The sequence below is a fragment of the Streptomyces antibioticus genome, from assembly GCF_002019855.1.
Classification (GTDB): domain Bacteria; phylum Actinomycetota; class Actinomycetes; order Streptomycetales; family Streptomycetaceae; genus Streptomyces; species Streptomyces antibioticus_B.
Genome location: NZ_CM007717.1, coordinates 5,517,640 through 5,540,621, shown reverse-complemented (window position 1 = coordinate 5,540,621; position 22,982 = coordinate 5,517,640). Strand labels below are relative to the sequence as shown.

18 protein-coding genes are annotated in these 22,982 nt (G+C 73.4%); 8 read left to right on the top strand and 10 right to left on the bottom strand.

The genetic code is table 11. The annotated features are described in order from the left end of the window. Window positions 1-90 precede the first annotated feature (90 nt). Together AFM16_RS25300 and AFM16_RS25295 are read right to left on the bottom strand one after the other, a co-directional pair. Window positions 91-1,107, bottom strand: a complete 1,017-nt coding sequence (locus AFM16_RS25300) for a phosphotransferase family protein (protein WP_179123310.1) — start codon at window positions 1,105-1,107, stop codon at window positions 91-93. Between the two features lie 25 nt (window positions 1,108-1,132). Next, window positions 1,133-2,227, bottom strand: a complete 1,095-nt coding sequence (locus AFM16_RS25295; protein ID WP_245177798.1) for a glycoside hydrolase family 18 protein — start codon at window positions 2,225-2,227, stop codon at window positions 1,133-1,135. Between the two features lie 94 nt (window positions 2,228-2,321). On the opposite strand from AFM16_RS25295, the gene AFM16_RS25290 reads away from it, so the two are divergent. Next, the gene (locus AFM16_RS25290) at window positions 2,322-3,887 is read left to right on the top strand and encodes a hypothetical protein (protein ID WP_078634715.1); all 1,566 of its coding nucleotides are present in this window, start codon (window positions 2,322-2,324) and stop codon (window positions 3,885-3,887) included. Window positions 3,888-3,917: 30 nt separating this feature from the next. On the opposite strand, the gene AFM16_RS25285 is transcribed toward AFM16_RS25290, so the two are convergent. From AFM16_RS25285 to AFM16_RS25260, 6 genes are all read right to left on the bottom strand, one after another. Continuing rightward, window positions 3,918-6,593, bottom strand: coding sequence for a SpoIIE family protein phosphatase (locus AFM16_RS25285; RefSeq protein ID WP_030783816.1), 2,676 nt, complete (start codon window positions 6,591-6,593; stop codon window positions 3,918-3,920). 239 nt (window positions 6,594-6,832) lie between these two features. Continuing rightward, window positions 6,833-7,261: an ATP-binding protein gene (locus AFM16_RS25280; RefSeq protein WP_030783813.1), complete on the bottom strand. Its 429-nt coding sequence runs from the start codon at window positions 7,259-7,261 to the stop codon at window positions 6,833-6,835. A gap of 272 nt (window positions 7,262-7,533) precedes the next feature. Further along, the gene (locus AFM16_RS25275; RefSeq protein ID WP_078634714.1) at window positions 7,534-7,947 is read right to left on the bottom strand and encodes a (deoxy)nucleoside triphosphate pyrophosphohydrolase; all 414 of its coding nucleotides are present in this window, start codon (window positions 7,945-7,947) and stop codon (window positions 7,534-7,536) included. A gap of 30 nt (window positions 7,948-7,977) precedes the next feature. Next, window positions 7,978-8,226 (bottom strand): SPOR domain-containing protein, encoded by a 249-nt coding sequence (locus AFM16_RS25270; protein ID WP_037874923.1) that lies wholly within the window; start codon window positions 8,224-8,226, stop codon window positions 7,978-7,980. 350 nt (window positions 8,227-8,576) lie between these two features. Further along, a complete protein-coding gene (locus AFM16_RS25265; RefSeq protein WP_030783807.1) occupies window positions 8,577-9,329 on the bottom strand; it encodes a GntR family transcriptional regulator in 753 nt (250 codons plus the stop codon). 161 nt (window positions 9,330-9,490) lie between these two features. Further along, window positions 9,491-10,726, bottom strand: coding sequence for a DUF4190 domain-containing protein (locus AFM16_RS25260; protein ID WP_078634713.1), 1,236 nt, complete (start codon window positions 10,724-10,726; stop codon window positions 9,491-9,493). Between the two features lie 253 nt (window positions 10,727-10,979). Here AFM16_RS25260 and AFM16_RS25255 point away from each other — a divergent pair, with 253 nt between their 5' ends. From AFM16_RS25255 to AFM16_RS25225, 7 genes are all read left to right on the top strand, one after another. Beyond that, entirely contained in the window at window positions 10,980-11,882 is a 903-nt protein-coding gene (locus AFM16_RS25255) for a GHMP family kinase ATP-binding protein (RefSeq protein WP_245177797.1), read from the top strand. A 141-nt stretch (window positions 11,883-12,023) separates the two neighbouring features. Further along, window positions 12,024-13,298: a cytochrome ubiquinol oxidase subunit I gene (locus AFM16_RS25250; RefSeq protein ID WP_078634711.1), complete on the top strand. Its 1,275-nt coding sequence runs from the start codon at window positions 12,024-12,026 to the stop codon at window positions 13,296-13,298. Between the two features lie 44 nt (window positions 13,299-13,342). Then, on the top strand, window positions 13,343-14,113 hold the full coding sequence (locus AFM16_RS25245; RefSeq protein WP_078634710.1) for a cytochrome d ubiquinol oxidase subunit II: 771 nt from the start codon (window positions 13,343-13,345) through the stop codon (window positions 14,111-14,113). A 111-nt stretch (window positions 14,114-14,224) separates the two neighbouring features. Next, a complete protein-coding gene (locus tag AFM16_RS25240) occupies window positions 14,225-16,405 on the top strand; it encodes an MMPL family transporter (protein WP_078634709.1) in 2,181 nt (726 codons plus the stop codon). An 85-nt stretch (window positions 16,406-16,490) separates the two neighbouring features. Then, window positions 16,491-17,180, top strand: a complete 690-nt coding sequence (locus AFM16_RS25235) for a TetR/AcrR family transcriptional regulator (RefSeq protein WP_078634708.1) — start codon at window positions 16,491-16,493, stop codon at window positions 17,178-17,180. A gap of 5 nt (window positions 17,181-17,185) precedes the next feature. Next, on the top strand, window positions 17,186-18,382 hold the full coding sequence (locus tag AFM16_RS25230; protein ID WP_143648434.1) for a sensor histidine kinase: 1,197 nt from the start codon (window positions 17,186-17,188) through the stop codon (window positions 18,380-18,382). 9 nt (window positions 18,383-18,391) lie between these two features. Then, entirely contained in the window at window positions 18,392-19,072 is a 681-nt protein-coding gene (locus AFM16_RS25225) for a response regulator transcription factor (RefSeq protein ID WP_078634706.1), read from the top strand. 19 nt (window positions 19,073-19,091) lie between these two features. On the opposite strand, the gene AFM16_RS25220 is transcribed toward AFM16_RS25225, so the two are convergent. Then, complete coding sequence (locus tag AFM16_RS25220) at window positions 19,092-21,272, bottom strand: DEAD/DEAH box helicase (protein WP_179123309.1); 2,181 nt, start codon at window positions 21,270-21,272, stop codon at window positions 19,092-19,094. Window positions 21,273-21,472: 200 nt separating this feature from the next. Further along, window positions 21,473-22,891 carry an ATP-binding protein gene (locus tag AFM16_RS25215; RefSeq protein ID WP_078634704.1) on the bottom strand — a complete coding sequence of 473 codons (1,419 nt, stop codon included), beginning with the start codon at window positions 22,889-22,891 and terminating at the stop codon, window positions 21,473-21,475. Window positions 22,892-22,982: the final 91 nt, after the last annotated feature.

The following is a 22,982-nucleotide window of genomic DNA, read 5'->3' as shown; positions in this document are numbered from 1 at the left end:
ATGAGGACGCTAGGACCCCCTCCTCCCCCGCACAACCAACACCGGCACCCCTGTGGGAGAAGCCCGCGTGGCGAATGGGCGACGGGACGGCTACCCCCGCGGCCCGGCCCCCGCGCCCCCCGCCAGGTCCAGTGCCCGGAGCAGATTGAACTCGGCGATCTCCCGCATCGGGGCGGGGTCGGGGAAGTCGCCGTCCAGCAGCCGCAGCGGGCCCGCGACCAGGGAGAGGTGCAGGGCGAGGCGGTGGAGGGCGAGCCGGTCCGGGTCGAGGCCGGGGGCGCGCAGGACGTCGTACCAGGGGCCGAAGCGCAGCTCCAGGAAGGCGTGTTCGCGTTCCGCGTCGCAGTAGCCCAGGTCCTCGATGTCGATGAGGACCGGTTCGCCGTCCGCGGCCAGCAGGACGTGGTCCGGGCCGAGTTCGCCGTGGACCAGCGAGGAGGCGGGGCGGGGGCGGACGGCGCCGTGCAGTTCCCGGATCCGGTCCCGCAGCCGGGCGCGGGCCCGCCGGGCCCGGGGGTCGCGCGCGGCCACCTCGTCGATGTCGGCCAGGGCCCGGTCGGCGACGGCCCGCGCGCAGGCGACGCCGTCGGGCGCGGGGCCGCCCTCCTCGACGGAGGTGACCCCGCCGTGTCCGGGGGCGGTGCGGGCGCGCATCGCTTCGAGCATCCGGGCCAGCCGTTCCAGGGCGGGGCGCGCCCGGTCCGGGTCGTCGCGCAGGGCGGTCTCCAGGGTGGGGCCCGCGACGTCCTCGACGACCGCCGCGCAGGCCGGCAGGTGCGTTCCGTCCGCGTCGAGGAACAGGATGCGCGGCACCCGCACGCCGAGCGCGGTCAGCCGGCGGTGCGCGGACCGGAACAGGGCGAGCCCTGCTGCCGGTTCGGGGCGGTCGGTGGTGTCGGGCCGGGCCCAGTAGTCCTCCTGCGGGGACCAGACGTAGGCGATCGCGGTGGAGCCGTCGTCGTGGACGAGCCGGTAGACGCCCTTGCTGGTCCCGCCGGTGAGGCGCGCGGCGGCCGACAGGGTGCGGTGCCCGCCGGCCGCCGCGCGGGCCAGCGGCGCGAGGTCGGCGGTGGTCAGATGGCGGCGCGGGGACGGTGGGGTGGTCATCCGGCCGAGTCTTCCGGATCCGTCGTCACCGGACCCAGCCGTTTTCGTACGACGCCCAGTCCGTCTCCGAGGCCGCGAAGTCGACGTAGGCCGCGACGCCGAAGTTCTCGCGGTCGGCGTCGGTGCGGGAGAGGCCGAGGCGGACGCCTCGGACCGCGGCGGCGACGGTTTCCGCGTGGGCCCAGTGGCCGAAGCGGTTCTCCTGGTAGAAGGGGAGGCCCATGAGGAGGTCCGTGGAGGGCGGGGTGACCTCCAGGGCGAGGGAGGTCTGCTGGGCGACATAGCCGCCGTAGGTGCTCTCCAGGGGCTGCATGGTGTCGTACGACATCACGGCGATCTGGTCGACGCGGCGGGCTACCTGGCCGAAGAACCACTGGGACCACCACTTGGGGTGTCCTGTGGTGGCGCCCCAGAAGGAGTGGAAGCCGGGGACCGGGTCGATCTGGTGGGCGGCGACGGAGAGCTGGGCGCCCCGGGAGCGGGTGAGGTCGCGCAGGGAGTCCAGGAGGGTGAGGTAGTCGCGGTCGCCGGAGTGCAGGGGCTCCAGGTCGAAGTGGGTGCCCTCGAAGCCGGTGTCGAGGATCTGGCGCGCGGAGCGGACGACGGCGGCCCGGGTCCCGGGCTTCTCCAGCCGCATGCCGTGCGGGCTCTCCGAGGCGAGGACGTCACCCAGCCACGCCTGCACGCGGATGCCGGGGGCCTCGCGGTGGATGGCGTCGACGAACCAGGCCGCCTTGGGGTGCACCGAGGCGGGCAGGGTGCCGTCGTGCTCCAGCGGCCCGGCGTGCACGTACAGATCGTGGATGCCGGTGTCGCTCAGCCGCTTCGCGAGGCTTCTGACGTCGGCGTCGGTCTTGCGGCCGTCGACCCAGGCGTGGCCCAGCCAGAGCGCGTCCTTGCCCCGGGTGTGGGTGCCCTCGGCGGGGTCGCCCAGGTTGTTCACCCCGAGGGCGATCTGGGAGGCGACGACGGGTGCCAGGAGCAGCAGCACGGCTCCGAGGGTCCAGCGGCGCCAGTGGCGGAGTCGGCGGCGGGGTCGGGGGCGGGGGCCGCCGGGCGGCTCCGGCGGGGTCTCGCCCGTGTCCGTGGTCTCTCCGGTCGTCGCCTCGTCCGTCGTCATCCCGTTTTCCCCTCCCGTGGTCCCGTGCCCCACCGCCCCCGGCTCGGGTGCGCCCCGCTCGCGTGCCCGCAATCGCGGCCATACGCTCCGAAATGTGACGTCATCCCTGTCCCGAGGCCGGCCGCCGCGCGTCCCCTCCCACATATCCGTGCGGGTGGCGCACGCCGTGCTGGGCGCCGCGGCCGGGCTGGTGTGGCTGGTGCTGCCGGGAATGACGTCGCAGAACGAGGCACCGGTTGCGATCAAGGAGCCCGGACCCACCGCGAGCGCCGCCGCCGCGCCCGCGGACGAGGCGTCGGGCACCGATCTGGTGCTGCCGGTCGCCGCGGTCGGCGCCGCGGGTCTGCTCGCCGGGTACGGGTACATACGCCGGGTCCGGCGCACCCGTGACCGGACCACCCCCGGCTCGGCGGCCACCCCGCCGCCCCCGGCCTCGGATCCGCCGCCGGCCGGCCCCGACGAGGAGGCCCGCGAGGCGCTGGTCCTGGCGGACGACCGGCTGCGGGCCGCGCGCGCGGAACTCGGCTTCGCCGAGGCCCGGTACGGCACGGAGGCCGTGGCCCCCTTCGCCGCCGCACTGGCGCAGGCGGGGCACGAGTGGGCCGTCGCGGCCCGGATGCGACAGCGCTACGACCACGGGGAACCGGCGGAGGAGGCGGCCCGCCGGCACGCGCTCGCCGGGATCGTCGGGCGGTGCGCGGAGGCGGAACGCCGGCTGGACGCCGAGGCGGAGGACTTCGCCCGGCTCAGGCGACTGACGGAGAGCGAGGGCCTGGAGGCGGCGCTGGCGGTGGCCGAGGAGCGGTTCCGGGAGCTGGCCGGGCGGGCCCTGGCCGCGGACGCCGTTCTCGCGGGACTGCGCGAGCGGTACGCGCCCACCGCGACCGCGACGGTCGTCGGCAACCTCGAACAGGCCAAGGACCGGCTGCTGTTCAGCACCACCCGGCTCAACCGGGCCCGCCAGTCGGCCGACGCGGGGGACATGGATCGCGCGGCGCGCCAACTGCGGTCCGCCGAGGGGGCCGTGACCCAGGCGGCCGTGTTCGTGGACGGCGTCGAGCGGCGGGCGGGCGAGCTGCGGGCGGCCGAGGAGACCGTGCCGGCCGCGCTCACCGGCGCGCAGGCGGAGCTGGCCCGGGTGCGCCGGCAGGCACCAGCGGACGGCGGCCCGCCCGAGGGCGAGCTGCGCTCCCGGCTGCTGAACGCCGACGCCGTCCTGGCCTCCGTACGCCAGGAGATCACCGCGCGGCGGCCGTACGATCCGGTGGCCGTGCTGCGGCGGATCGTGCGGGCGGTCGGGGCGGCCGTCCCGGAGCGGGGCGGGGTGCTCGGTGCCGCCGCGCTGCTGGTGGCGCGGGCCTCGGCCGACGCCGCCGAGGACCGGGTGGCCACGCACCGGGGTGTGGTGGGCGCGACCGCCCGCACCCGGCTCGCGGAGGCGCGGCGGCTGCTCGCGGACGGCGATCCGGCGGACCGGGCGGCCGCCGACGCGCTCGCCCTGGAGGCGCTGGACCTGGCCGAGCGGGACGTGCTGGCGCACGGCACGCCCTACACGGGTCCGGACGCGGGGCCGGAGAGCGCGGCCGGGACGGGCGGGGCCGTGCTCGGCGGGGTGGTGCCCGCCGCCGATCCCGAGAGCGGCCCGCCGTCAGGCTTCTGACTCTCCGTCACACGGTGGCGAGCCCGCCCCTCAGAACAGGCTCAGCAGGGCCTCCGCCGGGTCCATCAGGCCCGACTGCCCGTCCGGCAGCGGGAGTTCGAACCAGACCGTCTTGCCGCGCGGGGTGCGGCGGGAGCCCCAGGCCGCGCTGAGCAGGCCGACGAGCTGGAGGCCGCGGCCGCCCTCGTCGGTGTCGCGCGCCCGGCGCCGGCGCGGCTGGACCAGGCCCGCGTCCCAGACCTCGCACACCAGCGTGCGGTCCAGCAGCAGCCGCAGTCTGATCTCGCCCTCGCCGTACCGCAGCGCGTTGGTGACCAGTTCGCTGACCAGCAGTTCCGTGGTGTCCACCAGGGGTTCGAGATCCCAGGACAGCAGTTGGCCGCGCGCGTACTCGCGGGCCCGGCCGACACTGCGCGGCTCGCGCGGCAGCGTCCAGTCGCCGACGGACTCGGTGGGCAGGCCCTGTACACGTGCCATCAGCAGCGCGATGTCGTCCTCGCCGTGGTGGGTGTCGAGGGTGTTGAGAACGTGGTCGCAGACGTCCTCCAGCGGGCTGGAGGGGTCGGCCAGCGCGCCCACGAACGCCTGGAGGCCCTCGTCCAGCGGATGGTCGCGGGACTCGACCAGGCCGTCGGTGTAGAGCGCCAGCAGCGCGCCCTCGGGCAGGTCGACCTCCACCTCCTCGAAGGGCTCCCCGCCGACGCCGAGCGGCATGCCGGGCGGCACGTCGAGCATCAGCGCGGGCTCGCCGGGTTCGACCAGGACCGGCGGGAGATGGCCGGCGTTGGCGAAGGTGCAGCGGCGGGTGACGGCGTCGTAGACGGCGTAGACGCAGGTCGCGAGGTACACCTCGGAGAGGTCGGCCTCGCGGGGGCGGCGGGCGGCGCGGGTGGCCTGCTGGACGCCGCCGGGGGTGCCGAGGCCGCGGGCGATCTCGTCCAACGCGGAGAGCACCTCGGCCGGTTCGAGGTCGAGCAGGGCCAAGGTGCGGACGGCGGTGCGCAGTTCGCCCATGGCGACGGCGGCGCGCAGTCCGCGGCCCATCACGTCGCCGACGACCAGCGCGGTGCGGTGGCCGGGCAGTTCGATGACGTCGAACCAGTCGCCGCCGACCTCGCTGGGGCGGCCCGTGGAGGCGTTCCCGGGCAGATAGCGGCAGGCGATGTCGAGGCCGGAGGCGACCGGGTCGCCGGGCGGCAGCAGGGACCGCTGGAGCATCAACGCCCGCTCGTGCTCGCGCCGGTAGAGGCGGGCGTTGTCGATACAGACGGCGGCGCGGGCGGCCAGCTCGACGGCGAGGTCCCGGTCCCGGTCGCCGAACGGCTCGCTGCCCTTGGTGCGGGAGAACTGGGCGAGGCCGACGACGGTGTCGTGGGCGACCATCGGGACGGCGAGGGTGGACTGCACCAGGCCGCCCTCCTCGCCGGGGACGGCCTTCGGGCGGGCGGTGCGCAGGGCGTCCGCGCAGGGCGAGTTGAACGGGAAGTGGTGGACGGCGCCGACCGCCACGGAGGGGCCCGCACCGGCGAACGGGGCGTCGGAGACGGCCGAGGAGAAGGCGACCCGGCGCAGTTCGGCGCTGCCGTCGGCGAGGCCGGGCGGGGTCTCGTCGCCGGTCAGCAGGCCCTGGTAGAGGTCGACGGTGGCCAGGTCGCAGAAGCCGGGCACGACCACGTCGAGGAGTTCGCGCGCGGTGGTCTCCAGGTCGAGGGAGTTCCCTATCCGGGCCCCCGCCTCGTTCAGAAGGGCGAGATTGCGCCGGGCGGCGGCGGCCTCGCGGGCGGCGGCGCGGCGGGCCGTGATGTCGGTGCCCAGCCAGGCGATCCCCATGGGACTGCCGGAACCGCTGTTGACCCGGTAGAGGTTGATCGACCAGTGCCGGCGCTCCTCGGAGCCCGGCAGGAAGCCGGTGACGTGCATGTCCGTGATGGAGTCGCCGGTCTTGAGGACCCGGCGCAGGGTGGCGGTGACCCGCTCGGCCTCGGGGCGGGGCAGATAGTCGTGGACGCCCTTGCCGCGGTGGTCGTCGGGGGTGCCGCCGAAGAGGGAGGCGAACCGCTCGTTGGCGCGGCGGACCCGCAGGTCGGGGTCGATCAGCAGGAAGCCGAACGGGGATTGGCCGAAAATGGCCTGCGAGGCGGCGAGGTCGGTCTCGATGCTGCGCAGGGTGCGGACGTCGACGACGATGCACACGGCGGCCTTCTCGCCGTCGAGGCTGCGGGTCGGCATGACGTAGACCTCGGCGAGGCCCTGTTCGCCGCGGCCGCCGCCGGGCACCGGGTCCGGCATCCGGAAGGGGACCACTCCGGTCCACTCCCGGCCGTCGAGGATCTCGGCCATCTTGCGCTGGCCGCGTTCGCGCAGGTCCGGGTCGATGAACGCGTCGATGGGGTCGATACCGAGGGCCCGTTCGGCCGGGATGCCGAAGATCTGCTCGGCGCGCAGGCTCCACTGGTCGACCAGTCCGTCGGGGCCGATGGAGAAGGACGCGACTCTGATGTAGTCGTAGATCGAGCCGGGCGGGCTGCTCTGCCACATGGGGTCGCCGGGTGTCTCGGCGGGCGACTCGACGGGTGTCCCGCCGTCCGCGAGGCCCTCGTGCGCGGCGTCGGCGGCGCCGTCGTCGGGGAGCGCGTCAGCGGCTCTCGTCCTCGCGCCGTCCGACGGGTCCTCGGACTCCGTGGCCTTCGCTGGTATCTCGCTCACGCGAACCGTCCCCTCCAGCTCACCGCGTCCGGCACCGGTCACCGGCGGCGGCTGCCCGCAGTATCCAGCACTACGCGTCACCGCGACACGGTGTTCACGATCACAGCACGGTCCAGGCGTTTTTTGGCCCGTTCCGCGACAACACTTCCAGTCTTCTAACCAGCGGACACCACGTCGAACCACACCTTCGGGGACCGGTCGTGGAGCGCGGTGCGCAGCGCGGCCGCGGCCCGGCCCGCTCAGCCGGGCACGGTCAGTTCGAACCACACCGTTTTACCGGTGTCGCCGGGGCGGCTGCCCCAGCGGCGGGAGGCGGAGGCCACCAACTGGAGCCCGCGGCCGCTCTCGTCCTCGGGCCGCGCCGCGCGTTCCAGGGGCGGGTCGGGCACCGGGTCGGAGACCTCGACCAGCAGCACACGGTCCAGTCGCGCGGGGCGCACCAGGCGGACGCCGATCGGTCCGGAGGCGTGCCGCAGCGCGTTGGTGACCAGCTCGCTGACCAGCAGCTCCGCCACATCGCCCAGACCGTCGAGGTCCCAGCCGTCCAACTGGCGGCGGACCGCGCCACGTGCGGCGCGCACCGCTCCGGGCTCCGCGGGGAACGTCCACTCGGCACAGTCGCCTTCGGTGTCGCTCACGCCGATCACTTCCCGGGCCAGCGAGTTCACCCATGTCCGGTTTCGTGGGGTTAATGGGCACATACCCGATATCCCTGGGGCATTACCGTGCCGAGGGGCGCGCGGTGGCGCGAACAGCGCGCGTACGCCGCTTGCACTCCCCGGCGTGCGCACCGGGTCCATGGGGCGGCGGAGACACGGAGTCCCGGAGTCGCGGGGTCACGGGGTCCCCGAGTCGCGGGGTCGCCGAGTCGCGGAGTCACGGGGTCGCCGAGTCGCGGAGTCACGGGGTCGCCGAGTCGCGGAGTCCCCGAGTCTCGGAGTCAGTGGGCGCGGCCGGCGGTCAGGCGGGTCAGGGTCTCGCGGACGGCGGGGACGTCCTGGTCGAGCCAGGGGACGTCCCAGATCTCGGCCGGAGCGAGCCAGCGCAGCTCGTCATGGTCCTCGAGAGGCGCGGGGGCGGCGGAGCCGGGGCGCAGCCGGGCCGTCCAGACGTGGAGGACGTAGGCGTCGCGCAGCGGCCACTCCCCCGGGATCCGCTCGACCGGTTCGGCGTCGACGCCGAGTTCCTCGCGGAGTTCACGCACCAGGGCGGCCTCGGGGCGCTCGCCGGGCTCGACCTTGCCGCCGGGCAGCTCCCAGCGGCCGGCCAGGTCGGGGGGAGCGCTGCGGCGCGCGGCGAGCAGCCGGCCGCCGTCGAGCAGGGCGGCGCCGACCACCACGATCCGTTCCGTCATGCGCCGGAGCCTACGGGACGGCCGGGGGCGTCAGTTGCGGGTGCCGTCGCCGTTCTGCGCGGGCGCCTGGGTGTGGGTCTGACCGTGAGACTGACTGTGGGCCTGGGTCTGGTTGATCCGTTCGACCCAGTAGAGCTGCTTGTGGCCGCGGGCGTCGAGGCTGTCGGCGATCTTCTGGGCCTCGGCCCGGGTGGCGTACCGGCCCACGCGGTAGCGATTGCCGTTGTCGTCCTGCCGTATGACGAGCCAGGGCAGTGAAAGGGTGCCGCCCTCGTTCATCGCGCTCCTCCGCTTCCCGTCCGCGGCCCGCTCCGCGCTCCGCCGTCTGAGGAAACCGCAATCCGCATATGCCCGAGCGTACGCCTTACCTTTACGCAGCGAACACGCCTTTGCACAAAGAGGTACGCAACCAGCCAGGACGCAGGGGGCGCACGGGAGAGAACGCGCCGTGCGGGCACCGCGACGCATCCGGTCGGCGGCGTATCGGGCCCGAACGGGACGACCTGCGGGAACGGCCGGAAACGACCGGATTCCGACGGCGCACGCCGGGTCCCGGGACGTACCGGGCCCCGGCCGGGGCGCGCCGAGGGTGTGCGCCGCTCACCGGCGGGCGCCACCGCGGGGCCGGGTCACCGCACCGGGAGGTGGTACGCGACCCGGTAGCGGTCGGCCGGGACGACCACGTCGGCCGTCTCGACCGGGCGGCCCGAGGCGAAGTAGGTGCGCTGGACGACCAGCACCACATGCCCGGGGACACCGCCGAGGGCGAGCAGCTCCTCGGCGAGGCCGGGGCGGGCGCCGACCTCCTCGGTGACGTTGTCCACGATGACGTCGATGGCGCGCATGCGCTCGACCACGCCCATGCCGCCGACCGGTCCCTCCTCGGGCAGCATCACGGGGGTGCGGCCGGTGACGGCGAGGGGCTCCCAGGAGGTGGAGAGCATCATCGCCTCCCCTGCCTCCCGGAAGACGTACTTGGTGCACATCACGCGGTCGCCCGGCTGGATGCCGAGCCGCTCGGCGACGGCCACGCTCGCCTCGGTCTGCTCGCTCTTGGACTCCCAGGTCCCGCGCGCCTGCGCCTCGGCCTGCTCCTGACGGAACGGGGTGGCGCCGCTGGCCGGCCGGTACCCGGAGCGGGAGATCCGGCGCGGCACCGGCCGCTCGCGCACATAGGTGCCGGATCCGGAGCGGCCCTCCACCAGCCCCTCCGCCATCAGCACCTTGCGCGCCTCCAGCGCCACGGTGTCCGAGACGCCGTACTCCTCGCGGATTCTGGCCTGGGAGGGGAGACGGGTGTGCGGGGGCAGCGAGCCGTCGACGATCTTCTTGCGGAGATCACCCGCGACACGCAGGTAGGCCGGCTGCTCACCGAATGTCACAAGCCACTCCCATCAGGTTGTACAGACAGCTACAGCCTGGCAACCGTGGGTTCAACCGTGCAAGCAAAGGCCAGAGAATCACTCGATGTGATGACAACCGGCCCCGGGAGGCTTTGCGCAGGCACTTTCTCCCCGCTCCCGGAGGCGATCATTCCTCCGGATCACACATCGAGGCGGCCGGAGCCCCCGCCCCCGTCGCCGCCGCTCTCCTCGTCGTAGACCGGCGGGGTGGTGGCCAGGCCCAGAGCCTTGCGGGCGGTGACGGTGGTCTTGCCGTCGACGGACTCGTAGCCGCGGTCGTAGTACGTGTAGAACCTGTCGACGTCACGGGCGGTCGCCGCCTTCCCCCAGTCCTCGCCGATGTCCTCCATCTCGGCGGCCAGTGCCTCGACGGACGTGGCGCTGGTGCCGGGCCAGGAGTGGGCGCGCAGTGCGGCGGCCTGCTCGCCGAACGCGTCCCGGACGTCGGCGGCCCAGTCCTTGTTGACCGCGAGGTCGTCCTCCGGGTAGTCCTGCGGCTCCTGGTCGAGGACGGCGTCGACGGCGTTCATCGCGTTCAGGAAGGCGACCTGATCGGCGTTCAGGGTGGACGCGTCGGAGCGCAGCGAGCCGGTCAGGGTGCCCGACTCGTCGACACTGGCGAACACGCAGGTGACCTCGTGGTCGCCCCAGTCCCAGCTGTCGGCGGTGGGCACCAGGTAGTACACGTCGACGTCCTCGCCCAGCGCCCAGGTGTCCATCGCGTAGGCGCTGCGGAGCGTCCAGCACTTGTCCTCGGCGAGGGCCGTGACGCGGTCGTCGCCGGGGAAGTCGCGGCCGGTCACCGGGACGACGGCGAAGACCTCGCCCTCGTGCTCACCGGCGCAGGGCACCTCGTCTACGTCGTAGACGTCCTCGTCGAAGCCCGGTCCCGGGACGTCGAAGCAGTCGCCCCGGTCCAGCGAGAAGCTGGACTCGGCCGCACCCTCCTTGACACCCTCCCAGAAGTCGGTCCCCGCGTTCGTGGCCAGCAGCAGCACCCACAGCGCGAGGCCCACGGAGGACAGGACCGCGCCCGTGACCGCCATGCCCTTGCCGCGTTCGCCGCGCCGCCTGATCTGCACCAGCGCGACGATCCCGAGGATCAGTCCCACGGCCGGCAGGAAGCACAGGACGCCCAGCACCAGCGCCGCGATCGCCACCCCGTTGACCGGCGAGGGCCGGGTGAAGGGGCTGTATCCCTGACCCCAGGTCGCGTAGGGCGGACCGCCGTACGGGGGCGGCGGGTAGGGGCCCGGGCCCTGCGGACCGTACGGCTGCGGCCCGTACGGGGCCTGCGGGTACGCGCCCTGCGGGGGCGTGGGCGCCGCGTACGGGTCCTGGGGCTGCTGGGGCCCGGGGGGCGGGGGTATGGACACGTATACCGTGCTCCTGGTTCGGACGGGTCGGCGGGCGGTGCCGACGGTGACGCGGCCGGGCCAGTGTCGCAGGGGGCACCGACACCATCCGAACCGGTGTACGAGACCGACCGGGGCAGTGGCGTCGACCGGCGCATCGTAAGCGGGTCAGGCGCGTCGTAAGCAGGTCAGGCGCGTCGTAAGCGGGTCAGGCGCGTGGTGAGCACAGGGGGACGGGGGCTGTATGGCGGTCGGGCGGGCGACGGTCCCGGCAGTGGACGGGCGCACCGGCGAACGGCCCCCGGTCGTGCGCGGCCGCGGTACGGCCCCGGTGCACCACGGCGAGCTGTTGCAGGGCGTGTTCGAGGGGCCCGGGGGTGTGCCGGTGCGGGCGCTGGTCACGCTGCCCTGTCCGCTGTTCACGACGCGGGCCGTCTTCACCCCGGCCCCGCACGGCGGCGGAGGCGGGGTGACGGTCCGTCCGGCCTGGCGGCGCAAGGCCCGGCGGGCGGCCGAACTGGCGCTGGACGGCACGGGGTTGGGCGGTCGCCTGGAGGTGACGGGGGACGTGCCGCTCGGCCGGGGCTTCGGGTCCTCCACCAGCGATGTGCTGGCCGCCGTACGGGCCGTCGGGGACGCCCTCGGCGCGCCGCCGACGGCGGTGGAGGCGGCGCGGCTCGCGGTGCGGGCCGAGACCGCCTCGGACGCGTTGATGTTCGAGGGGACGACGGTGCTGTTCGCCCAGCGCGAGGGCACCGTGGTGGAGGACTTCGGCCGTCCGCTGCCGCCGCTGCGGGTGCTGGGCTTCGGCACCCGGCCCGGCAGCACCGGCGTGGACACCCTCGCCCTGCCGCCGCCCCGCTACGACCGCGCCGAGCGCGCCCGCTTCGAGGAACTGCGGGCCCTCCTGCGCGAGGCACTGCGCACCGGGGACGCGGCGCTGCTGGGGGCGGTCGCCACACAGAGCACCCTCATCAACCAGCACCGCCTGCCCGTCCCCGGCCTCGACGCGCTGCTCGCCGTGGCCCGCGAGTGCAACGCCCTCGGCCTCCAGGTGGCGCACAGCGGCGATCTGGCGGGACTCCTCCTGCCACGGACCGCCGACACGGGTCCCGCCCGGGCGGGGCTGCGCCGGGCGGGGATCGGGGAGTGCTGGGAGTTCACGGTCGGGGGGTGAGGGTGCGGGTGCGGGTGCGGGGCCCTGGGGCCGACCCGCCACCCCGGGTGTAACCGGCCGCCGTACCGCCACTGCGGGAGTACCCCAGGTGTCCTCCCCGGGCCGACGCGCGGGGCACCCTCCGGGGCCGACGGTAGGGGCGTGGAATCACAGACCGTCGAACTGGCCCGCTGGCAGTTCGCCCTCACCGCGGGCGGCCACTTCCTCTTCGTATCCCTGACCCTCGGCCTCGCGACCGTGCTCGCCGTGCTCCAGACCCGTGCCACGCTGCGCGGCGGACAGCCCGTCCATCTGCGCATGGTGCGCTTCTGGGGACGGCTGTACGTCATCAACTACGCCGTGGGCATCGTCACGGGCCTCGTGATGGAGTTCCAGTTCGGCCTGGCCTGGAGCGGACTCGGCAGGTACGCCGGGGACGTCTTCGGGTCCTCGCTGGCCCTGGAGACCGTCCTGGCCTTCTTCGTCGAGTCGACCTTCCTGGCGCTGTGGATGCTGGGCTGGGGCCGGTTCGACAAGTGGGTCCACCTGGGCGTGCTGTGGGTGGTGACCCTGACCGCGTATCTGTCGGCGTACTGGGTGCTCGTCACCAACGGCTTCCTCAACCGCCCGGTGGGGCACGCGCAGGGGCCGGACGGCCGGCTCGTGCTGTCGGACACCTCGGCGCTGCTCACCAACCCCAACGCCCTGCTGGCCCTCGGGCACATCCTGGGCGGCGCGCTGCTGACCGCCGCGGTGTTCATGGCCGGCGTCAGCGCCTACCACCTGCGCAGGAGGACCGCGGACGAGGACGGGCTGCTACGCCGCTCGCTGCGGGTCGGCGTGTTCACGGCGCTGCCCGCGCTGCTGCTGACGGTGGCGTTCGGCGGGATGCAGTTCGGCGAGATCGAGGAGTGGCATCCGCTCAAGGCCGCCGTCTTCGACGAGGACAAGGCCGAAGTGGCCCGGCTCCAGGCCGAGATGGTGCGGGAGTTCGGCCCGGGGAACTATGTGCCGCCGGAGGCGCTGACCAGGGGCGCGGGGCTGCTGATGCTGATCGTGTTCGGGGTCCTCACCCTGGCCGTGCTGGTCTCGCTGGTCCTGGTGTCGGTGCGGCGCTGGGCCGTGGGGTCCCGCCGCTGGCACCTGGTGCTGATGACGCTGGTGCCGCTGCCGTTCGTGGCGATGACCGCCGGCTGGGTGTTCCGGGAGGCCGGGCGGCAGCCCTGGGTGGTCTACGGGCTGCTGCGCACGGAGGACGCCGTGTCGCACGTGACGGCGGGCCGGATGTGGCTGTCCCTGGCCGTCTTCGTACCGCTGTTCGCGGTGCTGATCGTCGGCAACTGGTGGGTGCTGCTGCGGGCCGTACGGCAGGGCCCGCAGGTGCCGGAGCCGGAGCACGCCGAACCCACCGAACCCACCGCGGCCGTCGCGTACTGAGCCGTCGCGCACTGACCGTCGCGTACTGAGAGGGAACGTCGTCCATGGAAACCCTTGCCGTGGCTCTGCTCGGCTTCTTCTTCGTCGGATACGTCGTCCTGGGCGGCGCCGATCTCGGGCTGGGCATGCTGCTGCCCTGTCTGGGCCGCACCGAGGAGGAACGGCACCGCACGGTGTCCGCGATCTGGCCCCTGTTCCTGGTCCACGAGGTGTGGCTGGTGGCCGCGGCCGGGCTGTTCATCGGCGCCTTCCCCACGCTGGAGGGTGAGGTGTTCAGCGGGCTGCTGGTGGTGTTCGTGCCGCTGATCGCGGGCTGGATGATCCGCGACGCCGGCCTGTGGTGGCGGGCGGCCGGCATGGGTCCGGCCGCCGACTGGCTGGTCTGCGGCGGCAGTTGGCTCGCCGCGGGCGGCTGGGGCTGGCTGATCGCCTCGCTGCTGAACGACTCCGCGACCGAGCCGACCGCCCTCGGACTCGGCGCGCTGACCACGCTGTTCGTGCTGCTGCTCTTCCTCGCCCACGGGCTGGGCTTCGCGACCCTGCGGCTGACCGGGACGCCGCTCGCGCGCGCCCAGCGGCTGACCGGGCGGGGCGGGCGCGGCGGCCGGCACTCGCTGCTGCTGACCTCCCTGGTGAGCGCCACGCTCGCGGTGCTGGCCGGGGCCCGGCTGCCACTGACCGAGCACGCGGCCGGCGACACCGCGCTCCGGCTGATCGTCCCGCTGTCCCTGGCGGCACTGCCGCTGCTGCTCGCGGCCCATCTGTGGCTGTGGCGGCTGGTGCGCCGGGGCGGCTTCCGCCCCTCGGCCCTCTGACCGCAACACCCGCACCGATCCATCCCCTTGTCCATCTCCTCGTCCATCTCCTTGTCCACCCCTGTGTCCCCCGCGCGCCCAGGCGCACCGGATCGTACGGAAGTGAGCCCTATGTCCCTGACAGAGAAGGATTCCCGCGCCCCGGAGTCCGGTGCCCAACCGCCCGTCGTCGCCGGGGTGTTCGCCCGGGTGGCGCGCTTCTCGCACCGGCGCCGCCGGCTGGCCCTGACGCTGTGGATCATCGTGCTGGTCGGCGTCTGGGCGGCCGCGTCGGGCGGCGACGACTACCGCGAGAACTACTCGCTGCCCGGCACCGAGTCCCAGGCCGCCGCCGACCTGCTCAACCACAGCAGCAAAACCACCACGGGCGACAGCCTCCAGATCGTCCTGCACGACGAGGACGGACTGCGCGGCGCCGACGTCCGCGGGCGGGTCGACGCCATGCTGGCCGAGGTCGCGAAGCTGCCCAAGGTCACCCAGGTGCGCAGCCTGTACGAGGACGAGTCCGCGATCTCCCGGGACGGCACGATCGGTTACGCCACCGCCGTGCTCGACGTGACCGCGCCGAACATGCCCCGCGAGGACACCGAGCGGATCCTGGACACGGTGAAGGAGGTGGAGGGCCAGGGTCTGACGGCCGAGTTGGGCGGCGGCGCGGCCCGCAAGCTGGCCACCGGCGAGGGCGGCTGGGGCGAGATGCTCGGCCTGGTCTTCGCGCTGGTCATCCTGGTGTTCATGTTCGGCACCCTGATCGCCGCCGGACTGCCCATCGTCACCGCGCTGTTCGCGGTCGGCTCGACGCTCGCGGTGATCGTGGTCGCCTCGCACTTCGTCACCATCGCGGACTACACGCCGTACGTGATGATGCTGGTCGGGCTGGGGGTCGGGATCGACTACGCGCTGCTGATCTTCGCCCGGTTCCGCAGTGAGCTGGTGCGCGGGGCCACGCCGGAGGAGGCGAACGTCAAGGCGCTGGACTCGGCCGGACGGACCGCGTTCTTCGCCGGTTCGACGGTCATCCTCGCCCTGCTCGGCCTGGTCGCCCTCGGGCTCGGCTCGCTCCAGGGCATGGCCCTGTCGGTGGCGCTGACCGTCCTGGTCACGCTGCTCGCCTCGCTCACCCTGCTGCCCGCGCTGCTGGGCGTCTTCGGCGACCGGTTCGCCCGCCAGTTCCGGGCCCGGGCCGCCAAGCGGGCCGCGTCGAGCCGTCCCGAGGAGGGCGCGGCCTGGCGCCGGTTCGCCTCCGGGGTGCAGCGCCGGCCGCTGGCGGTGCTGCTGGTGGCCGTCGTGGCGCTCGGCGCGCTGGCCTTCCCGGCGCTCAGCCTGCGGCTCGGGTTCACCGACGCGGGCAACGACAAGGCGGGCTCGACCAGCCGTGAGGCGTACGACCTGCTGTCGAAGGGGTTCGGTCCAGGCTTCAACGGCCCGCTGTACGTGGTCGTGGAGGGCAAGGACGGGGCCGAGGCACCGGCCACCGCGGTCGCGGCGGCGCTGAACGACACCGACGGGGTGGCGGCCGCGACCGGCCCGATCCCCACCGACGATCCGAACGTGGCCACGGTGATGGCGTTCCCCACCACCTCGCCGCAGGACGAGGGCACCTCCGAGCTGGTCGGCACGCTCCGCGACGACGTGCTGCCGAGGGTGGCCGAGGAGACCGGCGCCCGCTATCTGGTGGGCGGCGCCACGGCCGCCAGCGAGGACTACTCCGACAAGGTCGCCGCCCGGATGCCGGTCTTCATGGCGATCGTGGTCGGGCTGTCGCTGCTGCTGCTGATGGTGGTGTTCCGCTCGGTCCTGATCCCGCTGAAGGCGGCGCTGCTGAACCTGCTGAGCATCGGGGCCGCGCTGGGCGCGATCTCGCTGGTGTTCCAGCACGGGATGTTCGGCGTCGAGCCTGGGCCGATCGAGGCGTATCTGCCGGTGGTCATCTTCGCCATCGTCTTCGGTCTGTCCATGGACTACGAGATCTTCCTCGTGTCCCGGATCCAGGAGGAGTGGCACCGCGCCAAGGACCCGGCGGTGGCGGTCCGGGAGGGCCTCGGGCACACCGGGTCGGTCATCATCGCGGCCGGCGCCATCATGGTCGTGGTGTTCGGCTCGTTCATGCTGAGCCCGGAGCGGATGCTCCAGCAGATGGGCTTCGGCATGGCGGTGGCGATCTTCGTGGACGCGCTGGTGATCCGCTGCCTGATCGTGCCGGCGGTGATGCAGCTCCTGGGCCGACGGGCCTGGTGGCTGCCGGCACCGCTGGCCAAGGTGATGCCGGGCGTACGGCTGGAACGGCACTGAGGCGCGCACGAACGTGCCGACAGGTACCGCAGCGCTGAGCGCTGAGAGACACCGGAAGGCGCTGACCTGACGGAGCCGGAGCCGGATGTCCACCACCCCAGAACCCCCAGAACCCCCGGCCGCCCCGCACGCACCTCTCGTCCCCACCCCCGACGCCCCCGGCCGCGGCCCCGACCCCCGTGCCGAGCGCAGCCGGGCCGCCGCCCTCGCCGCCGCCCGGGACCTGCTGGTCGAGCAGGGCTGGTCGGCGGTGACCCATGTCGCCGTCGCGGCCCGCAGCGGGGTCGGCCGGTCGACCCTCTACCGTCACTGGCCCGATGCCTCCGGCCTGGTCCGGGACGTGATCGCGCAGCGCATCTCCACCGCCCGCCCCCCGCTGACCGGCGTCCTGCGCGACGACCTCGTCCACCAGCTCGACGGTCTGCGCGGCCTCCTGCACGACCCGGTGAGCGACCGCGGACTGCGCGCCGTCATCGAACGCGCGGGCGTGGACCCGGTGTTCGCCCGTCTGAAGGAGGACCTCTACCGGCACGGCTCGCAGGACTTCCGCACGATCCTCGACGCCGCCCGCGCCCGCGGCGAACTCCCGGCGGACCTCGACGTCGACCTCGCCGTCGACCAGCTCGCCGGCCCGCTGATGTACCGCCGGCTGCTGGCCGGACGGCCGATCACCGAGGAGTACGTGCAGCGGGTCGTCCAGGACTTCCTGGCCGCGCACGCCCTCCCCGCCGACGGCCACGGCACCCCGGCCGACGCCCACCCCCTCGTACCCTGATGGACATGGCCTCCGCACCCGTCGCCGCACCGGCCGAGCCCGTCTTCCGGATCGACCGGACGGCGGCACTGGTCGGTGCCTGTCAGTTACTCGAACTGGGCTGGATCGTCCTGGGCCGTACCGCGGACGGCGCGCTCGCCGCGCTCGCGAGCTGCGCCGCCGCGACGGTCGGCTGGCTGAGCCTCGGCTTCCGCGCCCGCCGTCCGCTGGCCGCCGCCGTGGTCGCCCTGCTGGTCACACTCGTCTACTACACACACGCCGGCATCAACGGCCCGACGCCCGCCCTGGTCTTCATGGTCGCCCTCTACAGCGTCGCCAGATCGGGCCAGTTGACCGCCGTCGTCGCCCTCGCGGTGCTCATCATGCTGGTGATCGCCTACGGTGAGCTGGGCGTCGTCGACCAGCAGCGCAGCGTGGACAACATGTCGATCGCGCTGCTCAGCGGCTGGTTCCTGAGCGTGATCGCGTTCAGCCACGCGATGCGCACCAGACAGGCGTATCTGGCCGAGGCCGAGGCGCGGGCGCTGGCCGCCGAACGCGAGCGCGACGTACGGGCCAAGCAGTCCGCGACCGAGGAACGGCTGCGGCTGGCACGGGAGTTGCACGACGTGCTGGGCCACAACATCTCGCTGATCCATGTGCAGACCAACGCCGCCCTGCACCGCAGCACCCGCCGCCCGGGGCAGACCGCCGAACTCATCACCGCCCTGGAGTTCGTCCGTGACACCAGCAAGGAGGCACTGCGCGAACTGCGGGGCACGCTGGGGGTGTTGCGTCAGGTGGACGAGGCCGCGCCGACCGCGCCGACCGCGGGTCTCGACCGGCTCGGCGAACTGGCCGACCGGGCCGCCGTCACCGGTCTGAAGGTGACGGTCACGGTCGAGGGCGAGCAGCCCGTCCTGTCCCCCACGATCTCCCTGGCCGCCTACCGGATCGTCCAGGAGTCCCTCACCAACATCACCCGGCACGCCCAGGCCGCGCACGCCACCATCGACGTCACCTACACCCCGTCCGAGCTGCGCGTCCGTATCGAGGACGACGGCCAGGGCTCCCCCGACACCACGGCGCGCGGCAGCGGCATCACCGGCATGACCGAACGCGCCCGCGCGCTGGGCGGCCGGCTGACGGCGCGGAACACGGGCGGAGGCTTCCGCGTGGACGCGGCCCTGCCCCTCACCGAAACCCCACAACTCCCTGTCTAGGGTGGCCTCATGACGACGACGCCACGCATCAGAGTGCTGCTCGCCGACGACCAGCGACTCGTCCGCGCCGGGTTCCGCTCCATCATCGACGACGAGGACGACATCGAGGTGGTCGGCGAGGCGTCCACCGGCACCGAGGCCGTCGAACTGACCCGTGAACTGCGCCCCGACGTCGTCCTGATGGACATCCGCATGCCCGAGGAGGACGGCCTCGCGGCGACCCGCCGCATCGTCTCCGACGAACGCCTCTCCGACGTCCGGGTGGTCATCCTCACCACGTTCGACGTCGACGACTACGTGTACGGCGCCCTGCGCGCCGGCGCCGCCGGCTTCCTGGTCAAGGACACCGAGCCGATGGAACTCCTGCACGGCATCCGGGTCTGCGCCCGCGGCGACGCCCTGATCGCCCCCGCGGTCACCCGGCGCCTGATCGCCGAGTTCGCCGGCCGCGTCGTCCAGCCGGACGTCAGCCCCCGCCTCAACGTCCTCACCGAGCGCGAGTTCGAGGTCATCCGCCTGGTCGGCGCCGGCCTCACCAACGACGAGATCGCCGAACGCCTGGTCCTCAGCCCCTACACCGCGAAAACCCACGTCAGCCGCATCATGACCAAACTCGCCGTCCGCGACCGCACCCAACTCGTGATCATCGCCTACGAAAGCGGCATGATCAAACCGGGCTGGCTGAGCTGAGCGGGAACGCTCCGGGGGTTCAGACGACGGGCGCGGCCGCCCCCTGTTCACCCGTCATCCCCAGCCGTTCCTGCTCCTCCTCCACGATCCTGCGGGCCAGTTCGGTGTCCGAGATGTCGACCGCGTCCGGGGTGGACTCGGCCACGGCGCTGCGGCGGGCGTAGGCGTCGAAGAGGCGGGTCTTGGCCTCCAGCATCTTCACCAGGCGTTCGTCCACGCCGCCGGTGGCCAGGAGGCGGTACACGCGCACCGGTCTGACCTGGCCCATCCGGTGGGCGCGGGCCACGGCCTGGTGCTCGATGGTCGGCTTGATCTGGGGTTCGCAGAGGACGACGACGGACGCGGCCTGCATGTTGAGGCCGACGCCCGCCGCCTGGATCTGCGCCAGGAGCACGGCGGGCCCGGCGACGCCGGCGAAGTCGTCGACGATCTGCTGCCGCCGCCCGGCCGCGACACCACCGGTGAGCGGACCGAACAGAGAGACGCCGTCGGTGTCCCCGAGCGCCTCCCGCACCACGCCCAGCACGTCCTTGAAGTAGGAGAAGACGACCGTCTTCTGACCGTTCTCCCCGGCCTCCCGGACGATCTCCCGCAACCGGTCCAGCTTGGCCGATTTCTCGGGGCGCGCGTACGCGGCCCTGCGCATCGCCATGAAGTTGCCCGCGCGCACGGCCTCGCGGTACGCCTCCTCGTCCGACGCGCTCAACTCCTCCCATTCGTCGGTCTGCTGGAGGCTCGGGAGTTCCGTCAGCACGTCCTCCTGGTTGCGCCGCAGATAGACGGGGGCCACGGCCTTGCGGAAGGCGACCGATCCGGCCAGGGCGTCCCGTTCGCCGAGGGCGTCGGCAACATCGCCGTCGAGCATCCGGACCAGGTTGCGGAACTCCGCGACCCGGTTCTCCATCGGCGTCCCGGTCATGAACAGCGCCCGCCCGCAGTGCTCCGCCCACAACGCGACCGCCTGCGACCGCTTGGCCTGCGGATTCTTCACGGAGTGCGCCTCGTCGACGACGAGCAGCCCGACCTCTCCACCCCCCGGCACGGGAAACCCGCGCAGCGCGTCGAACGTCGTCACCCCGACCCCGCCCCGACCCTTCCAGTCGGCGAACGCGTCGTGCCGGTCGGGCCCGTGAAGCACCATGACGCGCAGGGCACTGCGGGCCTCGATCTCCCGGGTCCAGTTCACGAGGACGCTCGCCGGGCAGACGACCATGAAGTGGCTCTGCCCTTCGGCGGCCAGGTGGGCCAGCACGGCGATCGCCTGGATCGTCTTGCCGAGTCCCATCTCGTCGCCGAGTATCACCTTGCGCTGCGCGAGCGCGAACCGCGCCCCGAACGCCTGATACCCGCGCAGGGAGACGCGCCGATGCGTGTCGTCGAGCTGCTGGGTCCGTACCCGCTCGGCGATCTCGTCCGGCAGGAAGCCCTCGGCGGCGGCCGCGTCCGGCGCCCGCCCGGAGATCTCGGCGAGCAGGCTGTAGTACTCGGCGGAACGCAGCTCGAAGTCCACCCAGGCGGCGACGTCCGACGCGGGCACCCTGAGCAGATCCACGGACGCCTGGGCGAGCAGCTCGGGCACGCCCGCCCGCTCCGCCTCCTCCACCAGCGCCCGGATCCCGGCGACGGCCGCCACCGCCCGCGCCTTCTTCTCCCGGCCGGCCAGCAGCATCCGCACCCGCCCGGTGGCGGGCCTGGCGTCCACGAGCAACGGCTCCAGCCGCTCCACCAGCCCGGCAGCCGCGTCGACCGCCCGCCGCGCCTCCGGACCTGCCTCCACCAGCACATGCAGGGCCGTCACGAGCGCGGTGGTACGCGGCTCCGGCCGGTCCACGTCGATATGCACGGCGACCGTCTCGTGCACGGCGTCGGAGAGCCGCCGGGCTGCGGCGAGCAGTTGATCGGCGGTGCGCTGCCCGACCCCGGGAATCCGCCGCAACCGATAAGGCCCCGCCTCCAGAACACTCCCCAGAGTGCGCAACCCGCTCTTCTCCACACTCCCCAGCCGCAACCGCCCCTCGGTCACATCCTGAAGCCGCCCGACGGGAATGGCGTCGAGCTCCCGCTTGACGGCAGCGTCATGAAGAGGCCGCAACGCGTCCCGCACCGCCCGCACGGCACGCTCATGATCACCCCCCACGGCCCGAGCCGCCCCACACAGCCGCGCCCCCGCCGCGACAGCCTCCCGCTCAACCCGCCCCACGCACCGCCCCTCTCGCCCCTCACCCGTCCACGGGGCATCCTGCCACCGCGCACCGACAGGGGCGGCCTACGCCTGTGCGACCACGCGCTCCTCACCGGTGACCGGTGGCCTGGGCCTGCGCCTGGCCGCGATCCGGACGGCCCGCCGCATCGGCGCGGTACCGACCGGCGGCGGCCGCGCCCTTCATCCACCCGCCTCGCTCACCGTGGCCAAGCAGCCAGCAGATCGCCGGGGCCGTAGGCGGCATCGAGCCCCGGACAGTCGACCCCGCTGCGCGAAACCGCCACGACCGGAACGGGTCGATCGGTGAGGGCGGCCCGGTGTCGATGAAGAGCCGCCAGGTCGTGCCGGTCGAAGGGCGACTGCTCCAGCCACTTGACGGAGCCGACGAAGAGCAGTTCCGTGGCGACGGGAGCACGGTCCGCCCCGACGATGTCGATCTCGACGTCGTTGGTACGGGTCCAGTAGCCACCCACCGCAGGGGCCGCGGGCAGGCTGTCATCAGGCAGCATCCGCGCCAGCGCCTCCCGGACAAGCGGTTCGACGGCTCGGCCGCGCCAGCTCGTCCAGTTCTCCCGGATGCGTGCCAGGGTCAGATCGCCCCGCCCCCGCTCGATCTCCTCCATGGACGGGCCGAGCAGGTGCAGCCAGAACCGCAGATAGGGATCCGTGACCCGGTAGCGGCGGTCCTTCGACGGCCGCAGCGACACGGGCAGCTCTCGGGCGACGATCCGTTTGTCCGTCAGCAGCTCCAGTGCCCGCTGAAGGGGCGTGGCCCCGATGCCCCCGGCCGCCCGGCCGATGTTGGTGAAGGTCCGCTCGCCGCTGCCGATGGCCGCCAGCACGGTGCGCGCCTGGGCCTGCGGGGGGAATTCGGCGGCCAGCGAGCGTTCGGCCGACACCAGCAGGGCCGAGACCGGATCGCTCAGCGCCTCGGCGAGGAAGTCCCACAGCCCGGCGCCGCGCGGCCACTCCGCGCAGATCAGCGGCAGCCCGCCGGTGACCAGCGCGGCGTCGAAGGCTTCCGCCGGTTCCAGCCCGAGCATCTGCCCCACCTCGGCGGGATTCAGCGGCCCCAGCACCATCGCCCGGCCACGCTGGTGGAAGGGGCGTCCGTAGCTGTTGAGTGCCTCCATCATCGACAGATCGGACCCGATGAGGACCAGCAGCACGGGCTTGGTCTCCAGCACCCGGTCCCAGGCGCGTTGCAGCATCCCCTCGAACGCGCCGTCGTCATCCATGAGATACGGCGCTTCATCAATCACCAGCACACTCGCCCGGTCGGCGGGCAGCGCCGCGGCCAGCACATCGAACGCGGCGTCCCAGCTCTCCGGCCGCGCGGCAGCCACCAGCCCCGCCAACGGCAGCGTCGACGCCTGAGCGTCCCGGGCCAGCCGGGCCAGCTCGTCCCTGGGGGAAGCACCTGTAGCCGCGTAGAACAGAAAGGGGACCTTGGAACGCTCCGCGAACCGCTCGACCAGCCGCGACTTCCCGACCCGACGCCGCCCACGCAACATCACACACCGCCCGGGCCGCTCCCCACCAACCCCGGCCACCACTTTCCCCAGCTCACGCTCCAGCGCCGCAAGCTCCTGCCGCCGCCCCACAAAGTCCACCACGCCCGCAGACCTCCACCCATGAAACTAACATCAATGTTAGTAACGTCGACGTTAGCAGAATCGACGCGGAACGCCGCCCCACCCAGCACAA